The sequence below is a fragment of the Streptomyces sp. NPDC028907 genome (assembly GCF_055564995.1).
In genome coordinates, this window is sequence record NZ_JBVHVE010000003.1 from 366486 (window position 1) to 387555 (window position 21070).

Sequence of the window (21070 nt, forward strand, 5' to 3'; positions counted from 1 at the left end):
GTACGGTGATCGCCTGCTGTCGACAGTACGTCCGGCACGGCGCGCGGCGGTGCGGCCGCCGTGGACACCCGCCACCCGGCGGGCCGGTTCCAGCCGCTCGGGGGTAGTGCTCCGGCCCATCGGCGGGCGGGTGGGCGAGGCTCGGCGGATGGTGTCCATGGTTCTCGTCCGGTGGGATCGGTCCGTGGGCCCGCCCCAGTCTGCGGGCCGCAGTCGATTTCCGTACCGTTCGAGGATCACCCAGCCATGCCCCACTTGTACCTGCGTCAGCCTGTCCGTGCTCTGCGCCGCTGTGCGGCGCGGCCCCATGTGCTGTTCGGAGGCGTGTACGGGGCGGTATTGGCCAGCTCCATGGTGGCCGCCCTGACAGAACAGGGTGAGACGGCGCCCGCCGACCGGTACAGCAGCGCCCAGTGGCTCCTGGTCACGGCCGTCGCATCGGCCTTGGCGCATGGCTACGCGCATCTGATCGCCCAGCGCGGCGACCGGACCCATCATGGTGTGCGCGCCGGGGTGCGGCTGTTGCTGTCCGAGTGGCCGTTGGTGGTGGCGACGGCGCCGACGCTGGTCCTGCTGCTCGGTGCGGCCTGGGGGTGGTGGCCCTCGGCGGGCGTCGAGTACGTGGTCTTCGCCGTGAACGTGGTGCTGCTGTTCGCCTGGGGCTTGGTCGCGGCCCGCGCTGCCGGTCGCACGTGGGGCTCCGCCTTGAGGATCGGCATGGTGGACGCACTGCTCGGGCTTGTGGTCGTGGTGGCCAACGCCGTCATCAAGTAGGGCGGCGGGCCGTCCGGGCCCGCTGACCGGCCGGGGTGCTGGTCCGCCGGTCGGCGGGGTGGTCCCGGCCGGTCGGCGGGGGTGTCACCGCAGGCTGCCGGATGGTCCGCCTCCTGACGACACGGCGAGATTGTCCGTATGACACAGATACAGCCGCCGCAGGAGACTTCGGCTCCGCAGGAGAACTCGCCTCCACCGCCCGCGACCTCGTCCGGGTCCGCCGGGAAGGGCACGGGCGGTCCCTCGATGGGACGTCTGGTCGGGGTGGATCTGGCCCGCGCGCTGGCGGTGTTCGGCATGTACATCGTGCACATCGGCCCGATGCTGGGGAACACGAGCGGCGTCGGTACGTGGGTCCGGTTCCTGGCCGACGGGCACTCGTCGGTCCTGTTCGCCACCCTCGCCGGGTTCTCACTGATGCTGATCGCAGGCCGCTTCGAGCCGAAGACCGGCCTCGCCGGCCGCCAGGCGAAGGCGCGGATCGCGATCCGCGCCGTGATCCTGCTGGTGCTCGGCAGCGTGCTGGCGATGGAGTACGGGGACGTCATCATCCTCGGCTTCTACGGCGTCTACTTCCTCCTCTCCCTGCCCCTGCTGCGGCTGTCCGCCAGGACTCTGGCGATCATCGCCGCAGGACTCGCGCTCGTCACGCCGCAGCTGGCGTTCGTCCTGAGGAAGTGGCTGAGCGGGTCCGTCCTGCCGAGCATCAACGCCCACGACCCGCTCGAGAAGCTCAACGACGTGGGAGTCGTCGACCTGCTGCTCACGGGCCTCTATCCGACGATCACGTGGATGCCGTTCGTGATCGCCGGTATGGCGCTGGCCCGCCTCGACCTGTCCGCCCCCGCCGTCCAGCGGCGTCTTGCCGTGCTCGGTGCCGCCCTCACCGTGGCTGCGTACGGCCTGTCCCTGCTGCTTGCGGGCAAGGACGCGGTGTTCGGCGGGATCGGGGGGTCGTCGAGTGGCTCCGGGTCGTGGTCCGGCGGTTCCGGTTCGTGGTCCGGCGGCTCCGGGGCGGGGTCCGGCGGCAGCGGCTCCAGCGAGCAGCTCGTGTCGTCGGCCTCGGACCTGCTGGGTGCCGGCCCGCACACCGGCACGACGTTCGACATCATCGGCAGCGTGGGCGTGGCGATCCTCGTGATCGTGGGCGCGACGGTGCTCATGGATCGCGTCGTGCGACTGCGCCGCCTGGCGAAGCCGGTCATCGCCGTGGGCACCATGTCCCTGACGGCATACGTCGGCCACTTCCTCGCACAGTCCGCGTGGCCCGCTTCCGGCGCCGGCACCACGAAGTCCTGGGTGCCCGTGCTCCTGTACATCATCGGGGCGATCGTGTTCGCCGCGATCTGGTCCCGCTTCTTCCGCCGCGGCCCCCTGGAGTATCTCCTGAACGCCGCCACCAAGCCGGCCAAGTACATCCGCTGAGGTCCGGTCGGGGTGGCTCGGCTCCATGCCCCATCCCGACCTGGACAGCCCGCCCGGCCCGCAAGGGGATTCCCCTTGCGGGCTTCGGCGTACCCGGAAACGCACATGGCGCCCCTCATCGGGTGCCACGCGGGGAGGGACAGGGATGAGCGTGGTCGCCCGGGTTGATGGGGTTGTCGGCGAACAGGACGTCGTGGAACCGGCCGTTGCCGTACAGCACGGCGAAGGTGCCGAGGTTGCCACGGGGGCGAAGTCCGAGGGTGCCGAGGAGTTCCGGGCGTGGAGCGGGCTGCCGGCCGATGCCCATGCGCACCAGATCGAGCGGGCGGACGTACGGCCTGTTCAGGGAAACCTGCTGGCCCTTGGCCATGAGCACGGGCCTGGAGACTCCAGGATGAGGTGACGGACTGGGCGGGGAAGCGATTACCCGGTGATACAGCCGCTGTCCTCAGCCTCACGTGTGGTGGAGTGCGGCGGTGTCCGGCAGCAGTCCGGTGCCGCCCCGCAACCCAGCCGGGGTGCCCCCGCCGTGCGGCGGGGGCACCCCGTGGATGACCTTTCCGTACGGGCCCGCCTCACTCGCGAGGGCGTCCCGCCGAGGTCAGCAGCTGCGTCGCCGCGAGCTGCGCGTACAGCTCGTCCTCGGCCACCAGCTCCTCGTGAGTGCCGACTGCGCGGACCTGGCCCGCGTCCATGACGACGATGCGGTCGGCGTCCGTGACGGTCGACAGGCGATGGGCCACCACCAGCACGGTGGTCTCGCGTGCCGTCTCGGCGATGACGTCCCGCAGTGCCAGCTCGTTGACGGCGTCGAGCTGCGAGGTCGCCTCGTCCAGGAGCAGCAGCCGGGGCTTGCGCAGCAGCGCGCGGGCGATCGCGATGCGCTGCCGCTCGCCGCCGGACAGTTTCGTGCCGCGGTGCCCGACCGGGGTGTCCAGGCCGTGCGGGAGACGCTCGACGAGGGCGTCGAGCCTGGTCCGGGCGAGGACCTCGCGTATGTCGTCGTCGGTCGCGCCGGGCGCGGCGAAGACCAGGTTCTCCCGCAACGTGCCGGCCAGCACCGGCGCGTCCTGCTCGACGTACCCGATGACGGACCGCAGCTCGGACAACGGCCACTTCGTCACGTCCTTGCCGTCGACCAGGACACGGCCGCCGGTCGCTTCGTAGAACCGCTCGACGAGCGCGAAGACCGTCGACTTGCCCGCGCCGGAGGGGCCGACGAACGCCGTCATCCCGCCGCCCGGCGCCTCGAAGTCCACCCGCTGGTGGATGTCCGGCGACCCGGGCCCGTACCGGAAGGACACCGCCTCGAAGCGAACCGACGCCGGACACGGCCGCACCGCCTGAATTGCCGCGGGCCGCACCGACCGGTGCCGGTCCTGCTTCTCTGCCTTCTCCGTCTTCTCCGTCTTCTCTGCCTTCTCTGTCGCCAGGCCGTCCACCTGGGCGATCCGGGCGATCGCGGCCGCGCCCTCCTGGTAGTGGGACGCTGCCTCGACCAGCTGGTACACCGGCTCCATCAGGAAGAAGAGGTACAGCAGGAACGCGATGAGCGTGGACACGGGCATCTCCCCGGACGCCACCCGCGCCCCGCCGACGGCGAGGACCGCGAGGAACGCCAGCTCAACGGCGAGGTTGTCCGCCGAACCCAGCACGGCCTCCCACTTCGCACCGCGCACGCCGTGGCGCCACGCCCTGCGTGCCGCCGCCTCGACGCGAGCGGTCTCCCGCTCCTCGGCGCCGGACGCCTTCACCGTGCGGTAAGCGCCGAAGACCCGTTCCAGGCCCGTGGACATCTCCCCGACAGCCGCCTGCGCACGCTCGGCGGCCTGCCCGATCCTCGGCAGCACCAGCGCGGCGCCCACGCCGACGATCGCGACCACGCCAAGCGTGACGCCCAGCAGGACGGCGTCGAGGAACGCCATCACCACGACCGCCGCGACCAGCGTCACCGCCCCCGTCGCCCCGGAGACCACCGCCTGGGTGCTGACGGCCCGCAACAGCGTGGTGTCGGAGGTCACCCGGGACATCAGATCGCCCGGCTGCATCCGGTCCACCTCCGCGAGGCGCAGCCGCAGCAACCGTCCGATGAGGCTGCGGCGGGCGGCGAGCACCACCGACTCCGCCGTCCGCTCCAGCACATAGGCACCGAACGCCTCGGCCACCATGCTCAGCAGGACCAGAACGGTCATGGCCAGCAGGATGGTGCCGATCGTGCCACCGGACGAGAGCCGGTCGACCAGCGTCTTCGTGGCCAGCGGCTGCAGCAGCCCGCCGGCGGCCCCGGCCAGCGCGCACAGCAGACCGAGCGCGACGGCCCACCGGTGCGGACGGACGTACCCGTACAGGGCCTTGAGCGTCTCGCGGGCGCGCAGGGACTCGGCATCCGTCGCCTCTGGGGCGGATGCGGTGTTCACAGGATTCCTTTCCTACGTGGTCGGCCGTGCACCGCGTCAGCGGTTGCGGGCATCGGCCCGCGGGTGCGCAGATGGCGCACCGTGTGTCACGCCACCAGCCTGGAATCCCCGGCCTTCCGTGGGCCATCCGGCGATCGTCGGGTGCACCCCCGCCAAGTGGCTGGAGCCACCCGCGAAGGGGGAGGCGGGGCGGGTCAGAGGCGTCGGGCCGCGCGCAGCCCTTGGCTGTCCCTGCTGTTCAGCGGGAACCCCGAGCGGTATCCGTACACCAGCCGGACATGGCCAGAGCTGTCGACGGAGCGCGCGCGGTCCTTCTCGGGACGGCGGGTGACCGTGTCGGGGAAGGTCCAGGGGACGCCCAGGTAGTCGTAGAAGTCCCGAACCCGTGCGCGGCTTCGGCGACTTCGGCTTCCCTTGCCCGGCACGCCCGGAGTCGTCGGCGGTGTCGGGTGTGTAGCGGGCGGCACCGCTGTATTTGACTCCCGCTGCCGTCGTCCGGACCGGGGCACCGGCGACGTAGTCGAAGGCCGTGGCGAGGATGTCGGGGTCGCGGCTGCCGAGCCGGGACCTGCGCCAGGTCCTGGCACGGACAGCCACGGTCAACAGCGGTGCGAACGGCCCCCGCAACGGTACCGACACGGCGAATCCGTGCAGGTGACAAAACCGCAGTTCACGGCACCCGCACAGTCACGTCCGACGGACGGGTACGTTGACGTCGTCGATGTTGATGTGGCCCCAGCCGCCCGGCGCCTTGTCGACGACCTCGACATAAATCCGTTCACCGATGTGGGCCGCCAGGTCGAAGACGACGCGGCGGTACTGCTCGGCGCCGCGGCCGGTCTCCTTGGCGAGCACCTTGCCGTCGTCGGCGCGGACGACGGCCGCGTAGAGGCGGTCGGGGTCGTTGCCGCCCGAGACGAGTAGGTCGACCACGCCGTCTCCGCCGAGGACGACAGTGGTGGAGCGGAGTACGCCGGTCGCCTCGTCGCCGCCGGCATCCGGGTTGAAGCCCCACAGGTGGTGGCCGGCCGGATCGGCGTGGGTCTCGGCCTGGTAGAAGGGGCCGCCCCAGCCCCAGTCGGTGCGGGTGGTGACGTTGGCGTCGCTGAAGGTGGTGCCGGAGACGACGGTCCAGCCGGTGAGGTCCCCGGCGGCGAAGTCGTGGTTGGGGAGGGCATCGACGTCCGTCGGGCGCGGCGGGTCGTACGCGGCGGGGGCGACGGTGGTGTCGTAGGCGCCGTTCATGCGCCAGACGTCCAGGGAGACGACCTGGGCGGTGCCGCCGTCGGCGGTCAGGCGCAGGCCGGTGGCGTCTTTGAGGGTGGGATAGACGCGGCTGGTGAGGCTGTTGGTGCCGTTGACGTACGCCTCCAGCATCGAGCGGTCCAGCAGTACCCTCAACTTCAGTTGTCCGCCGTCGCGTTCGACGGTCCCGCCGTGCACGCCCTTGCGTACGTCCGGGTCGAGGCTGGAGCGGCTGCGGTCGATGGCGAAGCGGTGCTCGGTGGTGTCGTAGGAGAGCAGGGTCTGTTCGCTGCCGTCTGCGCTCGCGCGGACGGTCAGGGTGATGGTGGTGGCGTCGCGCGGGTCGATGACGGCCTCGATGTCGAGCATGTCACCGGATACGTCGGCGAGCCGGCGGTTGGCGTCCTTGATGGTGGTCTGCCTCATCCGGGCGAGCTGCTTGCCGCGCAGGCGGGCCGCCTCGGCGATCGGTTCGACGCCGAGGGTGCCGTCCGGGCGGAGCGAGACGCTGACGGGCATGCCGGCGTTGTGCGCCCAGCCGGACTGGGCGTGCTGCTGTTCGCTGCGGCGGTCCTGGGTGATGCTGAAGAGCACGGAGCGGCCGTCGGGGGTGACGAAGCCGGACGGGCCGGTGAAGTGCTCGCCGAAGTCGAACTCGCGGGGCTTGTCGTGGTCGGGCGTGAAGCGGCAGGTGTCCTTGTCGAAGGTGCCGATCCAGTAGTACGTGTGCTTGACGGCGTTCGGGTTGAACGCTTCCCACCAGGGGCTGACCAGCAGGATGTGTTTGCCGGTGCGCCTGCCCGTGGGGCCGGGCAGGGGGAGCAGGACGGGCAGCTCCCACACCTCGCCGGGCTCGGGCACGGTGGCGAGGTCGTTGTGGTGCAGGGGGCCTCGGTACGTCCACGGGCCCTCGGGTCTGCGGGCGGTGTGGACGAGGGCCGTTCCGCCGTACTTCTTGGTGACCTGGGTGCCGTTGTAGTCGACGATGCCGCTGCCGGTCAGCTGGTACCAGACGCCGTCCTCCTCCCAGACGAAGGGGTCGCGGAAGTTCTCCGCCCATGCCGTGCCGGGGCCGGCCGGGAGTTTGGCCGGGGCTTCGGTGACGGGCTGGGACTTCATCGTCCAGGTGGGCAGGTCCGTGTCCCGGTCGGTCTGGTAGGAGGACACGGCCATGCCGGTGCGCTGGCGGTAGGGGAGGCGGTCGTCGCCGCCGGTGAAGAAGAGCACCGGGCCGCGGTCGCCGTCGACGTACGCCGAGCCCGACCAGCAGCCGTCCGGCCCGACCGAGCCGGCGGCGGGTGCGAGGGCTATGGGCATGTCGCGCCAGTGCACCATGTCGGTGCTGACCGCGTGGCCCCAGTGGATCTGGCCCCAGTAAGGGCCGAGCGGGTCGTGCTGGTAGAAGATGTGGTATTTGCCCTTGAAGTACACGGGCGCGTGCGGCTCGTTCATCCAGTGCCAGGGCGGCAGCATGTGGAACTGGGGGCGGTGCCGGTCGCCGTCGAAACGGGTCCGGTCCAGGGTCGTGTCCGGGCGGGGCGCACGGTGGCCGGGCAGCGCCGCGAGCCGCTCGGCGTGCTCCTGCTGCGCGGTCGCGTCGTCCAGGGCGCCCGGTCGGATCACGAGGCTGTCCATCAGGCCCATGTACATGTTGGCGTGGAACTCGCCGTTGAGCAGCGTGGGCCGGTTGTGCCGGCCGATCAACAGTGGTTCACCCGCCGCCGGTTGAGGCGCCGTGTCCGGAGTGGTGGCGGTGCCGATCGGCCGGCCGTCGCGGTAGAGGCGCAGCTGACGGGCGGTGGGGTCGTAGGTGGCGGCGACGTGGGTCCAGCGGCCCTTGGCGGCGGGCTGGTCGGTGGCGCCCTTGACCTCGATCAGGTCGGTGCCGAAGCCGAGTTGGAAGACGAGCTGGCCGAAGCGGCGCAGACCGAGCAGGAATCCGGTCTTCGCGTCCGGATTGTGCTGGTTGACCAGGGCCTGGGGTTTGCCGTCGATGCCGTGCTCGTAGGCGTACGGGGCGATCCAGGCGTCGACGGTGAGGCCGCCGGCGAGGTCGAGCTCGCCGGGGCCGTCGGCGGTGACGACCGTGGAGTAGCCGTCGAAGTACAGCGCCCGGCCGTGCACTCCGCGGCGCCGTACGGGATCGCTGTCGGGCTTGTAGCGGGCGTCGGTGAAGACGTAGCTGATGGGGTCGGCGGAGCCGGAGACCGCCTCGCGGGTGACCGTGCCGGCGCGCTCGTCGAAGTCCCAGCGGGCGGTGGGGCTTTGAGGACCGCGCCGTCCCTCGGCGGCGGCAGGGGTGGCAGCGAACGAGAGCGGTACGACGGCGCCGCCGATGGCGGCGGACACGACGGTCAGGGCTGTTCTTCTCCTCATGGCTGACTCCTGGGTGGTGCGCGGCTGGTGCTGACGCGGTGCCAAATCGGTTTAACGGGATGGCTCGGCATCGTTCGCGCGCCGCTCCTGCTAACGCAAGAGCTAATGCATACCGTTTTACTTCGACGCCACCTAGAGACCTACCAAATCGTCACATAAGGTCACCGTTTCCCATTCGATATGGCCGGAGTGTTGACATCAGGCCACGCGCGGCTCAGTCTCGTCGCAACTTGCTAATCCGATTTAACAACGGAGCTGAGCCGCCGATGTCTGAACGCCGCGTGACCATGGCCGACGTCGCCCGCAAGGCGGGCGTCTCGCCGACGACCGCGTCGTTCGCCCTGTCCGGCCGCACCGACATGCGCATCTCCGATGCCTCCCGCGAACGTGTGCTGGAGGCTGCCCGGGAGCTGGGCTACCGCCCCAACGTCACCGCGCGCAGTCTGCGGACGAAGTCGACCCAGACCATCGGGTTCGTCTCCGACCGGATCACCACGACCCCGTTCGCGGGCGACGTGATCCGCGGCGCGATGCAGGCCGCCCGCGAGCGGGAGAACCTGCTGTTCATCACTGAGGCGGGCGGCGACCGTGATGCCGAGTCCTCGCTGGTCCACGCGCTGCTGGACCGCCAGGTCGACGCGGTGATCTACGCGTCCATGTTCACCCGGTACGTCACTCCGCCCAAGGAGCTGTTCGGGCGCCGGGTGGTGCTGCTGAACTGCCTGGCCCCCGGCTTCGACGCCCCGTCGGTCGTGCCGGACGAGCTTCAGGCGGGCCGGGACGCGGGCCGTGCCCTGCTCGCCGCCGGTCACACCGACGGCATCTGGGCGATCGGCGGTCACCAGGCCGTTCCGGCCACGCCCGAGGGGATCATCGCCGGCAACGAGCGCATGCGCGGCCTGGAGGAGGTCCTGCGGGAGGGCGGCGCCCGCCTGGACGGGGTCGTCGAGTGTGACTGGGACACGCGTGACGGCTACCGGGAGGTGTCCGCGCTGCTCGCGGCGGGGCACCGGCCCGGGGCGCTCGTATGCCTGACCGACCGGGTGTCCATGGGCGCGTACCAGGCGCTCGGCGAGGCGGGCCTGTCCGTGCCGGGCGACGTGTCGGTGGTCTCCTTCGACGATCAGGACATCGCAGCCGTCCTGCGCCCGGCGCTCACCACGCTGAAGCTGCCGCATTACCAGCTCGGCCGCCTTGCCGTGGAGCTGATCCTCGGTGCGGGGCCACTCGAAGCCGCCGTACACCGTGTGCCCATGCCGTTGCAGGACCGTGCCTCCATCGGCGCGCCCGCCGAGGGCTGACGCGGCACACCCGAAGACGGTTGTCCCGCCGCCCGGAGCGAGACCCGGGCAGCGGGACGACCACCAAGAGCAGCGACCGTGGCAACCGGTCGCCAAGGCGGGTCCGGCAAGACCCGTCTCAGTGAGATGGAGGAACCTCGTGGTGTTCAGAACCAGGCGCCTCGCTGGTGCGAGTGTAGCCGTCGCGGCGGCGACCGCGCTGGTCGCCGGATGTGCGACCGGAAGTGGCAGCGGCTCGTCCGGAGCCGACGGCGACACGATCACCTTGTGGACGCACAACGCCGGCAACTCGGCCGAGCTCGACGTCGTCAAGAAGATCATCAAGGACTTCAACGGGTCACAGAGCAAGTACAAGGTCAAGCTCCAGGCGTTCCCGCAGAGCGACTACAACAACTCCGTCGTGGCCGCCGCCTCGGCCCGCAAGCTGCCCTGCCTGCTGGATGTGGACGGCCCCAACGTGGCGAACTGGGCTTGGGGCGGCTACCTCGCCCCGATCGACGTCTCCGGCGCCGAGGTCCCGCTGTCGGACCAGCTGCCCAGCACCGTCGGCCGCTACCAGGACAAGGTCTACGGATTCGGCTTCTACGACGTCTCGCTCGCCTTCTTCGCCCGCAAGTCGGTGCTGAAGGACAACGACATCCGCATCCCGACCATCGACAAGCCCTGGACCAAGGCAGAGTTCGACGCGGCGCTGGCCAAGCTGAAGAAGAGCGGGAAGTTCCAGTACCCGCTGGAGATGGGCACCGGCGGCAGCGGTGAGTGGTGGTCCTACGCGTACTCCCCGCAGTTGCAGAGCTTCGGCGGCGACCTGATCAACCGCGACGGCTACAAGACCGCCTCCGGCACGCTCGACGGCAAGAAGTCCGTGGCGTGGGCGACCTGGTTCCGCTCCCTGGTCTCCAAGGGCTACATGGCGAAGAAGTCCGGGGCCGACCCCAACAAGGACTTCCTGGCCGGCAAGAGCGCCATCCAGTGGGACGGCAGCTGGAACGCGGCCAAGAACGCCGAAAAGCTCGGCGACGACTTGGCGATCCTCCCGCCGGTCGACTTCGGCAACGGGCCGAAGATCGGCGGCGCGTCCTGGCAGTGGGCGATGAGCTCCAGTTGCTCCAACAAGGGCGGGGCGCAGGCGTGGCTGAAGTTCTCCCGCCAGACGAAGTACTTCGTCGACTACGCCAAGGCCACCGGCACCCTCCCCGCCACCGAGGCCGCGGCGAAGCAGGTCGACGGCTACCAGCCGGGCGGGAAGTTCAACGAGCTCGTCGAGTTCGCCCGGAAGTTCGCGGTGGTACGCCCGGTGACCCCGGCCTACCCGTACATCTCCACCGAGTTCGAGAAGGCGGCCCAGGACATCCTCGCCGGGGCCGGTCCCAAGGCCGCGCTCGGGCAGGCCGCGAAGGACATCGACACCAACCTCAAGACGAACAACTACGACGCCGGCTGACCCGCCCCTGTCCGGTTCGGGCCCCGACCGCGCTCTCCCCGCGCGCCCGAACCGGACCGGTTTCCCCTGGAGCTACCGTGACCACCATGATCGCAGCCCTTGGCCGGCTGCGTCCGGTCCGGCGAAGTCGAACGACCAACACACGCCGCCGCGAGAGCCTGACCGCCGTCGGCATGGCCACCCCGGCCGTCGTGCTGCTGATCGTCTTCCTCGTCGTACCGGTCGCCCTCGCCTTCGCCCTGGCCTTCACCGACGCGAGGCTCATCTCGCCCACTCCGGCCCGCTTCGTGGGCCTGCGGAACTTCACCCAGCTCTTCGAAGACCCGGTCTTCTACAAGTCCCTGCGCAACACGGCGTATTTCGCCGCCGTCGTCGTCCCGCTCCAGGCCGGGCTCGCCCTGGTTCTGGCGCTGCTGGTCAACGCGAAGGTGCGCGGCGTCAACTTCTTCCGCACCGTGTACTTCCTGCCCGTCGTCACCTCGATGGTCGTGGTGTCACTGCTGTGGACGTTCCTCTACCGGCAGGACGGCCTGGTGAACCGCGTCCTCTCGGCGCTCACCTTCGGCCACGTCCACGGTCCGGACTGGCTGGGCGACCCAGCCACCGCCATGCCCGCCATCATCCTGATGTCGGTGTGGCAGGGCGTCGGCTTCCACATGATCATCTGGCTGGCGGGGCTCCAGACGATCCCCGCCGAACTGTACGAGGCCGCCGACCTCGACGGCGCCACCCGCTGGGACCGCTTCCGCCACGTCACCTGGCCCGGCCTGCGCGACACCCGCACGTTCGTGCTGGTCACCATCACCATCGCGGCGTTCAGCCTGTTCACCCAGATCCGGGTGATGACCCAGGGCGGCCCGCTGGATTCCACAACGACCGTGGTCTACCAGGCGGTGCACACCGGCTACGACCAGCAGCAGACCGCGTACGCGGCGGCGATCTCACTGGTGTTCTTCGTGCTGGTGCTGGCCGTCTCCCTCGTCCAGCGTTTCCTGACCCGGGAGAAGGACTGACATGACCTCCTTCCTCAAGCACCTCGGCGGTCACGCCGGCCGCATCGTCCTGGCCCTGGTCTTCGCGCTCCCGCTCCTCTTCATGCTGGTCTCGTCGTTCAAGCCGGACGACCAGATCTTCAGCGACCTCGGCTCCCTGCGCGCCTTCCTGCCGGTCGGCGCCCTGTCCCTGGACAACTACACCAGCGTGTTCGACCGGGTCCCGGCCGCGCGGTTCCTGCTGAACTCCGTGCTGATCTCCTCGATCACCGTGGTGCTCGGCATCATCGTCAACAGCCTCGCCGCCTTCGCCCTGTCCCGGATGCGCTGGCCCGGCCGCAAGGCCGTACTGACCGCGATCATCGCCACGCTCATCGTGCCCTTCGAGACCTTCGCCCTGCCTCTGGTGTGGTGGGTCAACCAACTGCCGCTGCTCCGCGTCAACGGCTTCCACCTGGAGTGGACCACCGGCTGGATGGACACCTACCAGGTGCAGATCGTGCCGTTCGTCGCGAACGCCTTCTCGATCTTCTTCTTCCACCAGTACTTCCAGAGCATCCCCAAGGAACTCGACGAGGCGGCCATCGTGGACGGCGCCGGCTGGTTCACCATCTACCGGCGCATCGTCATGCCGCTGTCCGGCCCGGCGGTCGCCACCGTCGCCATCCTCACCTTCCTGCCCGCCTGGAACTCCTACCTGTGGCCGCTGATGGTCGTGCAGAGCGAGGAGCTGCGGCCGGTGATGGTCGGCATCTCCTACTTCTTCCAACTCAACGTCGGCTGGGGCCAGATCATGGCGTACTCCTCCATGATCACCGTGCCGATCCTCGCCCTGTTCGTGGCCTTCCAGCGCTCGTTCGTCAACAGCATCGCCTCCACCGGCGTCAAGGGCTGACCGCGCTCCGCCCACCCCCACACCGAAAGGACCCCTGCGTGTCCGTCCTGCCCGCAGACCCCCACCTGCCCGTCGCGCACCTGCGCCCACCCCGCAACTGGATCAACGACCCCAACGGGCTGGCGTACCACGACGGCCACTACCACGTGTGCTTCCAGTACAACCCGTACGGACCCGAGCACGCGAACATGCACTGGGGCCACTTCCGCAGCCCCGACCTGCTCACCTGGGACGAACTCCCCGTCGCCCTCACCCCCACCCCGGGCGGCGAGGACGCCGACGGCTGCTTCTCGGGCAACGCCGTCTCCGACGGCGACCGCATCGTCGCCTTCTACTCCGCCTACCGCACCGACCGCTGGGCCCAGCCCGTCACCACAGCCGAATCCCGGGACAACGGTGTCACCTGGACACCCCGGGGAACTCTGCTCATCCCCGAGCTGCCCGACGGCGCCACCATGTACCGCGACCCGTACGTCTGGCGGGAGGCCGGCCGCTGGCGCATGCTCGTCGGCTCCGCCCAGGCGGACGGCCAAGCCGCGGCACTGCTCTACGAGTCCGAAGACCTGGAGCAGTGGGGGTACCAGGGGCCGTTCCTGGCCGGGGCCCCGCAGGTGGTGGCACCGGACGCCGACACCGGGCTGGGCTGGGAGTGCCCGCAGTACCTGCACACGAACGGACGCGGCGCCCTGATCCTCGGCGCCTGGGACCCGGAACTCGGACCCCGCCGCACCGTGGTCTACCCCGGCCGCGAGAAGGACGGCCGCTTCCTCGCCGACATCCCCACCCTGCTCGACCACGGCCCCGACTTCTACGCCCCCGCTCTGCTGCCCGCCCCCGACGGACGGTGGCTGCTGTGGGGCTGGGCATGGGAGGCCCGCGACCCCGAGTGGGTACGCGAGGCCGGCTGGGCCGGGCTGCTGACCTTCCCACGCGAGGTGACACTCGCCGAGGACGGCTCCGTACGACAGCGACCGGCCGCGGAACTCCTCGCGCTGCGCGACGAGCGCGCGGTGAGCGTCGCGGGCGAGACCACGGGAGAGGTCGTTCTTGGAACGGTAGGCCGAAGCTTCGACCTCACAGCCCGCCTGGAACCCCGCACCGCCGGCACCGCATCCGGGCTACGGCTGGTCACCTCTGCCGACGGCGCCGAGTACTTGGACATCAGGATCGACTCCGACGCCGGCGAACTCGTCATCGACCGCGATCACGCCTCCCTCGACCCGCGAGCACACGGCGGCACGTTCCGCATCCCCTGTCCCGAGGCACAGGCCGCGGCCGGTACCCCGGTCGAACTGCGCCTGGTGGTGGACAGGTCCATCGCCGAGCTCTACCTGCCGTCGGGCCAGGCCCTGACTCTGCGGTTCTACCCCACCGGCGGCACACCCTGGCGGATCGAGGCCCGGACCGAAGGCGAAGGAGTCCTCGGCTACACGGTCGGCGCCTGGAACCTGCGTCCGTACACCATGCGGTACGCGAGCGACACAAACGCCGAGTCCACAGGGGCGAACGTCGGTCTCGTCCACCCCTGATCACGCATGGGGTCCGGTCACTGGCCCGGGCCCCTACGCAGACAGCGAGACCTCACGCTTCGATCGCGCTCTTCCGCGACTTCACAACCCTGGAACGCACCAGCCACCCCAACGAGCACGTGAGCCTTCTGGGAAACCTGACCGAGCCGCTCACCGAGCACTTGCTCCAGAGGCCCCTGACCGTGATCGAGCTGACCGGATCGCTGCTCACCTGCGACGAGCCCATCGTCACGAAGTCGGCCCGCTCTATCGCCTCGGCGGCGTCCACCCCGAGCAGGCCCGCGTGGCGGGGGCCGCTCCAAGCCACCTCCGCCCGAAGCGCACAGCCGTAGCAGGTGTCACGTGTGGGGTCCACGTCGAGGCCGGCGAGAAGGCCGCAGATGCGATCCTCGATCTCGCCGTCGACATGTCAGCGGACCACGGACAGCCGCGGCCGGTTGTGCCCACCGCTGTGCCGTTGCCCCTCTCCCTCCTGCGCGGTGACAACGAGCCCGAAGATCAGGTCGTTGAGATCGGCAGGCCGGAGATGAAGCTCGCGAGCCACGTCGGCAGGCCGCGTCCCCTCGGTGCGTAGCGCAGTGAGTACCTTGCCCAGCACCTGCGAGGTCTCGCGGGCGACTCCGCTGTGAGGCTCCGACTTGCGGTAGCCGAGACGGCCGAGTTCCACGAAGTGGGTGCGGTACTGCCATTCGGTGGTCAAGCCCAGTTCGTACAGCCGGTGTGCGAGGGCCATTGCGGCGACCTTCCAACGACGCTTGGCCTGGAGGATCCAACTCGTGCTCGCGCCATGCGGCGCCTGGGCGAGGACGTCCGCCCGCGGCATGAGGAATGCGGCCGCGAACCGGTGCGCTTCCGCCTCGGCCTGCGGGCCCTGCGGTATCTGTTCCTCGCCGTGCGGGACGAGGTGTCCGAGTTCGTGGGCGGCGTCGAAGCGCCCGTGTTCCGCTGTCTTCTCGGTGCTCAGCAGAACGAATGGGACCCCGGTGAGGTGTCATGCCCCTGGGGCTGGAGACCGAGCCGATCATGGACTATCCGGCAGGCGGCTGTGATGTCCCTGCCGAGTGGTGGGCGCTACCCCGCCGTCTGGCTGGAGCTGCCGCTCGTCGGGCCGCCGGGGCTCTGCATGGCTTTAGGGTCGAGGCAGCATGGCCGGACGGCATGGACGAAGGTGAGGCGGAGCGCGTGATCCGGGTAGTGGTGGTGGACGACGAGGCACTGGTCCGCTCGGGCTTCGAACTCATTCTGGGCACCTCGCAGGACATCGAGGTCGTCGCGACCGCGAGCGGCGGCGACGCCGTCGGCACCGTCCGCCGGGAGCGGCCCGACGTGGTGCTGCTGGACATCCGGATGCCGGACGTCGACGGGCTCACCGTCCTGCGCGAGCTGCGGACGATGCCCAACCCGCCGGTGGTGGCGATGCTGACCACGTTCGACGCCGACGAGTACATCCTGACCGCGCTGCACTCCGGTGCGGCCGGTTTCCTGCTCAAGGACACCGAACCGGACCAGCTCGCCCACCTGGTGCGCACCCTGGCCGCGGGCGGCGTGGTGCTCTCCCCCAAGGCGTCCCGGACACTGCTGCACAGCCACCCCGGCATCGAGGCGGCCGTCGGCGAGGAGGCCGACCGGATCCGACTGCTCACCGCCCGTGAGCGTGACGTGCTCGTCCTGGTGGCGGAGGGCCTGTCGAACGCCGACATCGGGGCCCGCATCCACCTGAGTTCCGGCACGGTCAAGGACCACGTCAGCGCCATCCTCACCAAACTTCGGGTGACCAGCCGGGTGCAGGCCGCGCTCTTGGCGCAGCGGGCCGGACTGCTCGACGAGCACCCGCGGTCGAAGGCCGGGCGATGAATCGCGCCCGCGCCCTGTGGGAGCGTGTGCCCGCGCCGGTCGTCGACCTCGTCCTGGTGGCGGCAGCGGCCGTGGACGTGTGGTTGAACCTGTGGGACGACACGCGCCTCAGTGTCGCGCTGGCCACGCTCGGCTGCGCCGCGTTGGCCTTCCGGCGCCGATTCCCGCTCGGCGTGTTCCTGCTCACCCTGCCCATCGCGCTGACGCAGCCCGTCGCCGTTGCTCCGCTCGCGGCGCTGTTCACGCTGGCCGAACGCTCCCGCAATCGCCGGCTCCTCGCGGTGTGTGTCGCCCTGACCGCCGTCGCGAACAGCACTCCGTGGCCCCTGGCCAGCCTCACCGAGGTCGGCCGGACCATGACGGTGGTCACCTTCGTGTACAGCTTGGCGACCGCCGCCGCACCGGTTCTCATCGCACTACTCCTCCAGACTCATCGGGACTTGGCGCGGCGGCTGGTCGAGATCGAGGAGGCCAGGGAACACGAGCGGGCACTGCACGCCCAGGCCGTGCTCGCCCGCGAACGCGCCCAACTGGCCCGCGAGATGCACGACGTGGTCTCCCATCAGGTCAGCCTGATCGCCGTACGGGCCGGAGCCCTGCAGGTCGCCACCAAGGACGCGGACGCCAAGGAGGCTGCCCGCACGATCCGTTCGCTGAGCGTGACCACGCTCGACGAACTGCGCACCATGGTCACGCTGCTGCGCGCCTCCGGCGGCCGGACCACCGAGCTGACGCCTCAGCCCACTCTGGCCGACCTGCGCAAACTGGTGGAATCAAGCGGTACTCACGTGGAGTTGTCAGGTGAGCTGCCGCCCGCCGTGGGCACACCGGCCCAACGAGCCCTCTACCGTACGGTTCAGGAGGCGCTGACCAACGTTCGCAAGCACGCCCCCGGCGCCACCGCTTGCGTCGAGCTGTGGCAGGACGGCGACGGCATCGGAGTGACCGTCACCAACACCCCTCCCACACGTCCCTCCCTTTCCCTGCCCGGTTCGCAGCAAGGATTGGTCGGTCTGCGGGAACGGGCCGAGATCCTGCACGGCACCCTGCAGGCGGGCCCGACCACGGAGGGCGGCTACCGGGTACGGCTGCGAATTCCCCTCGGCACGGACTGACCGACCAGCAGCCCGAGCGCGACCCCCCACCGGTGCCGGACATGAGCGCACATTCTTCTGCGTGTCGTGAGTAGGTGTCGGCTCAGTGGACGAGGGCCTGCACCAACGCTTCGGCGGCCTCAGGGTGCACGACGAACAGGACGAAGGCGCCCGCCGCCGCCGTCAGGCCGAGGAACTCCAGGAACTCGCCCCTGCCAGGGACGGCGTCACGGCCAGGTACGTCGATCGATGATCCGAGGAAGTCCTCGGTCTCCTTGTGTCGTGCACGGTGGGTCATGCAGCCAGCCTGGACGTTCGGCTGCCTCGCGCCCATCCGGCAACTGTCGGGTACACCCCCGCCGAGTGGCTGGAGAAGACCGCCGTCCCGCTCGCGCCGGAGGCCGGTCAGGACGAGACTCCGCCGGTCGGCGGGGGCGTTACCGAAGCCTGCCGGATGGTCCGCTCGATGGGACGCCTCGTCGGGGTGGACCTGGCTCGCGCGTTGGCGGTGTTCGGCATGTACGTCGTGCACATCGGCCCCCCGCTGTCGGCCACGGACGGCGTCGGCAGCTGAAAACCCATGACGCCGCAGCCGATCAGGTCGGCGGAGCCGCCATGCAGGCGCGCACCGCGCCAAGATTTGGCCGTCACCCCGTTCAGCGCCCGCATCCTGCCCTCCGCGTGCCCTGACAGCAGCTAACACGATGAGGTGGGTCGCCACCCGGCGTCTGTAGTGCCGGGTGTCGGTGTACGGATTCTCTCCCCAGCCACGTACAGACGAACGTCCCCCCAACTGTCAGGCCCCTTCGCGTGTGCAGCCCGGCGCTCACCGGGCGCGCGCTCCGCAAGTGATGTCCGTGGCCGGGAGGCGGCCGGTGGCGAGGTAGGTGTTGACCGTGGCGTCGACGCACGGGGTGCCGTAGACGCCGTACACCGCGTGCTGGTCGGCGCCTCGCAGGGTGACCAGGCGGGAGGAGGGCCACGTCCGGCGCACCGCTGTGGCGCCGTCGTAGGTGGTGCGCGGGTCTCCGGTGGCGTTGACGAGCAGGGCGGGGAGGTCGTCCCTGACGGTGGTCGGGCGCTCGCGGGGCGGGTCCCAGAAGGCGCAGGGGTTGAGGTTGTGCGTGACAGGGACGAGCAACGGGTCCTGCGGGCGGGCGCGCTGGATGTCGCGCCAGTAGACCTCCGGATCCCGCGGGGCGGCTTTGTCACCGCACAGGATCGCCGTCTGGACGCTGCCGTAGTGGGAGTCGGCTCCGGTCAGCATGAACTCGAGAACCTCGGCGAGCCACGGGGACGGGGTGACGCGGTGCCCGTCCGCCGCGCGCAGCATGTCCCGTACCCCTTGCGCGAAGTCCCCGTAGGCGGCGTCGTTGTCCTGCGAGAGGCCGTTGAAGGCGATGAGGGGAACGATGTGCTCGTCCACCCGGTGGTCGCCGAGCCGCAGTGGTGTGCGGGCGGCGGCGGCCTGGACGCGGTCCACGGTCGCCAGCACCGCCCCACGGGTGCGCCCCAGGCCGTAGGTCGTGTCACGGGCGGCGGCCCACGAGGCCCAGCCCTCCAGCGCGTGTCGGTTGGCCTTCTCGCTGCCCCGCAGCAGCCGGGGGTTGTACCGGTCCGGGTCGATGACACCGTCCAGGACGACCCGGTCGGTGCGGCCGGGGAACATCGTGGCGTACACCTCGCCCAGGTAACTGCCGTACGAGTACCCCAGGTAGGAGATCCGCCGCTCACCGAGCGCGGCGCGGATGACGTCGAGGTCGCGCGCGGTGTTCCGGGTGGTGACGTACGGCAGCACGTCAGCCGCGTGCTGCCGGCAACGCTGGGCGAGGTCCTGGGAGAAGGCCGCCATGCGGTCGAACCCGGCGCGGTCGACGCCCGCGCTCCGGATCGCGGAACCGGTCGGCCAGTGGCAGTCCAGCGGGGTGCTTCGGCCGACGAAACGGGGATCCACGCCCACCACGTCGTAGCGTGTGGCGACGTCCTTCATCGCCTTGCGCACCCACGGCGGGTCACCGAGCGTCTGTCCGCCGGGGCCGCCGCCGTTGAGCAGCAGCGGGCCGACGCGGTGGGCGGTGTCGGTGGCGCGGATCCGGGAGATCGCGACGGTGATGGTACGGCCGTCGGGGTCGCCGTAGTCCAACGGTACGGTCACGTCGGCGCATTGGGCGCCCGCCTGCTCCAGTTCCTTGCCGGTCGCGTCGTCGGGGCCGAGCACGCAGCTCTTCCAGTCGAGGCGCTGGTGGTGGTAGCGGGCAAGGGGGTCGGAGGCCGCCTGGGCCGGGAGGACCGTGGCGGGCAGCGCGGTGAGGGCGAGAGCGGTGGCGGCCAGGCCCAGGGCCGCCTTTTTCGCCGTTGTCGTAGCGCAACGCAGCGAGCGGGGTAAGCGGATCACTGAGGTTCCCCTTCTGTTGGTTCTGTTCCTTCGGAGGGCCGTTCTTCGCAGAAGGCGGTCTGGACCACGTCGAGGAAGTCCTGTTCGGCCTGGAGCGTGGCCGGTATCGCGTTGAGTGCGACGGCGACGCTCCGCCCGCCGGGGCCCACGGCGGTCAGCGCCCGGTGGCCGCCCGGCACGGTCCCCGCATGTCCCCACCACAGGCCGCCGCAGCGCAGCGGGGAGGCGATCAGGCCGAGCCCGTAGCGGGCGCCGGGCCAGAGCCGGTCTGGGTCGGCGGCCACCGTCCGCCGCATGTCGGCCAGTTGGTCCGCGGGCAGCAGACGGCCGCCGAGAAGCGCGGTGATGAACCGGGTCAGGTCGGCGGGCGTGGAGACAAGGGCGCCGCCGACCCCGCCGAAGGTCGTGTTCCAGGCGGTGCCGTCGGCGAGGCGGCCGTCCTCGGCGGTGAAGTAGCTGCGCGAGTGCGGTCCGTGGATGCGCGTGTCGTCCCCGGGCCAGTACGTGTCGCGCAGTCCGAGGGGCCGGATCACGCGGCGGGCGATCTCCGCCTCCGGAGAGTGGCCGGTGACCTCGCGGATGATCAGGCCCGCGAGGAGGTAGTTGGTGGTGGCGTAGTGCCACTCACCGCGCGGGCGCGGCAGGCCGAGGGCGCGGGCGACGAGCTCGCGGGGTTCGAAGTGGCGGTACCGGATGCGTTCGGGGTGCTCCCACTCGGGGGCGTCGAGGTAGTCGGGCAATCCGCTGGTGTGCCGCAGAAGCTGCCGTACGGTGATCCGGCGGCCGTCGTAGCCGTTCTGCCGGATCAGTCCGGGCAGGTAGCGGTCGACGGGAGCGTCGAGCGCGATCCGGTGCTCGGCGGCGAGCTGGAGCACGACCGTCGCGGTGAACGTCTTGGTGACGCTGCCGGCGCGTAATCGGTCGGTGGCGTTCATGGGGCGGCCCGTGCCCAGGTCGGCCGTCCCTGCGGTCTCGGTCCAACTCCCGCAGGATGCGCCCGCGGCGTCGGTGATCAGGACCGCGGCACCGGTGATCCGGTCGCGATCGGTGAGCGTGCGCAGGGCCTCACGCAGTTCGCCGTGCGGTCCGCAGACAGCGTGCTGCCGGGCAGCGGGCGGCTGTGGGGCAGCCGGAGCGACGGGCACGACGATGGCCGCCAACACGGCCGCCACGCTTGTGCATCTGCCCAGCGCCGAGGTGATGAGGGAGGATGCCATGCGCCACAACGCTAGGCACGCCGCGCGTCGGGGTCAGTCGGGCAGGCAGCCGATTCGCGGGTGGGGGCAGCCACAGCACGGAACAGGGGGCATGCCCCCCGGGGGAGGAAGG

Annotated in this window: 18 protein-coding genes and 1 pseudogene; 11 read left to right on the forward strand and 8 right to left on the reverse strand. The window is 70.5% G+C overall.

The window, feature by feature from the left end:
* Positions 1 to 246 precede the first annotated feature (246 nt).
* Together ACZ4UU_RS10700 and ACZ4UU_RS10705 are read left to right on the forward strand one after the other, a co-directional pair.
* Positions 247 to 774, forward strand: a complete 528-nt coding sequence (locus tag ACZ4UU_RS10700) for a hypothetical protein (protein ID WP_468038484.1) — start codon at positions 247 to 249, stop codon at positions 772 to 774.
* Positions 775 to 912: 138 nt separating this feature from the next.
* The gene (locus ACZ4UU_RS10705) at positions 913 to 2199 is read left to right on the forward strand and encodes a DUF418 domain-containing protein (protein WP_468038486.1); all 1287 of its coding nucleotides are present in this window, start codon (positions 913 to 915) and stop codon (positions 2197 to 2199) included.
* Positions 2200 to 2314: 115 nt separating this feature from the next.
* Here ACZ4UU_RS10705 and ACZ4UU_RS10710 read toward each other — a convergent pair whose 3' ends face one another.
* The 4 genes from ACZ4UU_RS10710 to ACZ4UU_RS10725 all read right to left on the reverse strand — a co-directional run bounded on the left by ACZ4UU_RS10710 (position 2315) and on the right by ACZ4UU_RS10725 (position 8237).
* Positions 2315 to 2575, reverse strand: a complete 261-nt coding sequence (locus ACZ4UU_RS10710; protein ID WP_468038488.1) for a hypothetical protein — start codon at positions 2573 to 2575, stop codon at positions 2315 to 2317.
* A 199-nt stretch (positions 2576 to 2774) separates the two neighbouring features.
* Positions 2775 to 4616 carry an ABC transporter ATP-binding protein gene (locus ACZ4UU_RS10715; RefSeq protein ID WP_468038489.1) on the reverse strand — a complete coding sequence of 614 codons (1842 nt, stop codon included), beginning with the start codon at positions 4614 to 4616 and terminating at the stop codon, positions 2775 to 2777.
* A 194-nt stretch (positions 4617 to 4810) separates the two neighbouring features.
* On the reverse strand, positions 4811 to 5041 hold the full coding sequence (locus tag ACZ4UU_RS10720; protein WP_468038490.1) for a hypothetical protein: 231 nt from the start codon (positions 5039 to 5041) through the stop codon (positions 4811 to 4813).
* A gap of 262 nt (positions 5042 to 5303) precedes the next feature.
* Positions 5304 to 8237, reverse strand: a complete 2934-nt coding sequence (locus ACZ4UU_RS10725; RefSeq protein ID WP_468038492.1) for a GH32 C-terminal domain-containing protein — start codon at positions 8235 to 8237, stop codon at positions 5304 to 5306.
* 266 nt (positions 8238 to 8503) lie between these two features.
* Here ACZ4UU_RS10725 and ACZ4UU_RS10730 point away from each other — a divergent pair, with 266 nt between their 5' ends.
* The 6 genes from ACZ4UU_RS10730 to ACZ4UU_RS10755 all read left to right on the forward strand — a co-directional run bounded on the left by ACZ4UU_RS10730 (position 8504) and on the right by ACZ4UU_RS10755 (position 14730).
* The gene (locus tag ACZ4UU_RS10730; RefSeq protein ID WP_468038494.1) at positions 8504 to 9538 is read left to right on the forward strand and encodes a LacI family DNA-binding transcriptional regulator; all 1035 of its coding nucleotides are present in this window, start codon (positions 8504 to 8506) and stop codon (positions 9536 to 9538) included.
* A gap of 142 nt (positions 9539 to 9680) precedes the next feature.
* Positions 9681 to 10982 (forward strand): extracellular solute-binding protein, encoded by a 1302-nt coding sequence (locus tag ACZ4UU_RS10735; RefSeq protein ID WP_468038496.1) that lies wholly within the window; start codon positions 9681 to 9683, stop codon positions 10980 to 10982.
* Between the two features lie 86 nt (positions 10983 to 11068).
* Positions 11069 to 11995 carry a carbohydrate ABC transporter permease gene (locus ACZ4UU_RS10740; protein ID WP_468038498.1) on the forward strand — a complete coding sequence of 309 codons (927 nt, stop codon included), beginning with the start codon at positions 11069 to 11071 and terminating at the stop codon, positions 11993 to 11995.
* 1 nt (position 11996) lies between these two features.
* Positions 11997 to 12869 carry a carbohydrate ABC transporter permease gene (locus tag ACZ4UU_RS10745; RefSeq protein ID WP_403338651.1) on the forward strand — a complete coding sequence of 291 codons (873 nt, stop codon included), beginning with the start codon at positions 11997 to 11999 and terminating at the stop codon, positions 12867 to 12869.
* 38 nt (positions 12870 to 12907) lie between these two features.
* Positions 12908 to 14398 carry a glycoside hydrolase family 32 protein gene (locus ACZ4UU_RS10750; protein WP_468038500.1) on the forward strand — a complete coding sequence of 497 codons (1491 nt, stop codon included), beginning with the start codon at positions 12908 to 12910 and terminating at the stop codon, positions 14396 to 14398.
* 119 nt (positions 14399 to 14517) lie between these two features.
* A complete protein-coding gene (locus tag ACZ4UU_RS10755) occupies positions 14518 to 14730 on the forward strand; it encodes a hypothetical protein (protein WP_468038502.1) in 213 nt (70 codons plus the stop codon).
* 77 nt (positions 14731 to 14807) lie between these two features.
* Here ACZ4UU_RS10755 and ACZ4UU_RS10760 read toward each other — a convergent pair whose 3' ends face one another.
* A complete protein-coding gene (locus tag ACZ4UU_RS10760; RefSeq protein ID WP_468039190.1) occupies positions 14808 to 15365 on the reverse strand; it encodes an ImmA/IrrE family metallo-endopeptidase in 558 nt (185 codons plus the stop codon).
* 191 nt (positions 15366 to 15556) lie between these two features.
* On the opposite strand from ACZ4UU_RS10760, the gene ACZ4UU_RS10765 reads away from it, so the two are divergent.
* Positions 15557 to 16252: a response regulator gene (locus tag ACZ4UU_RS10765; RefSeq protein WP_468038504.1), complete on the forward strand. Its 696-nt coding sequence runs from the start codon at positions 15557 to 15559 to the stop codon at positions 16250 to 16252.
* The gene (locus ACZ4UU_RS10770; protein ID WP_468038506.1) at positions 16249 to 17367 is read left to right on the forward strand and encodes a sensor histidine kinase; all 1119 of its coding nucleotides are present in this window, start codon (positions 16249 to 16251) and stop codon (positions 17365 to 17367) included. The genes ACZ4UU_RS10765 and ACZ4UU_RS10770 overlap by 4 nt, the downstream gene beginning before the upstream one ends.
* Before the next feature lie 82 nt (positions 17368 to 17449).
* Here ACZ4UU_RS10770 and ACZ4UU_RS10775 read toward each other — a convergent pair whose 3' ends face one another.
* The gene (locus ACZ4UU_RS10775) at positions 17450 to 17644 is read right to left on the reverse strand and encodes a hypothetical protein (protein WP_468038508.1); all 195 of its coding nucleotides are present in this window, start codon (positions 17642 to 17644) and stop codon (positions 17450 to 17452) included.
* A 69-nt stretch (positions 17645 to 17713) separates the two neighbouring features.
* Here ACZ4UU_RS10775 and ACZ4UU_RS10780 point away from each other — a divergent pair.
* Positions 17714 to 17917: pseudogene (locus tag ACZ4UU_RS10780) on the forward strand (DUF418 domain-containing protein); the annotation flags it as partial.
* Positions 17918 to 18172: 255 nt separating this feature from the next.
* Here the strand turns inward: ACZ4UU_RS10780 and ACZ4UU_RS10785 are convergent.
* Positions 18173 to 19741, reverse strand: a complete 1569-nt coding sequence (locus ACZ4UU_RS10785) for an alpha/beta hydrolase (RefSeq protein ID WP_468038510.1) — start codon at positions 19739 to 19741, stop codon at positions 18173 to 18175.
* The gene (locus ACZ4UU_RS10790; protein ID WP_468038512.1) at positions 19738 to 20958 is read right to left on the reverse strand and encodes a serine hydrolase domain-containing protein; all 1221 of its coding nucleotides are present in this window, start codon (positions 20956 to 20958) and stop codon (positions 19738 to 19740) included. The genes ACZ4UU_RS10785 and ACZ4UU_RS10790 overlap by 4 nt, the downstream gene beginning before the upstream one ends.
* Positions 20959 to 21070 lie beyond the last annotated feature (112 nt).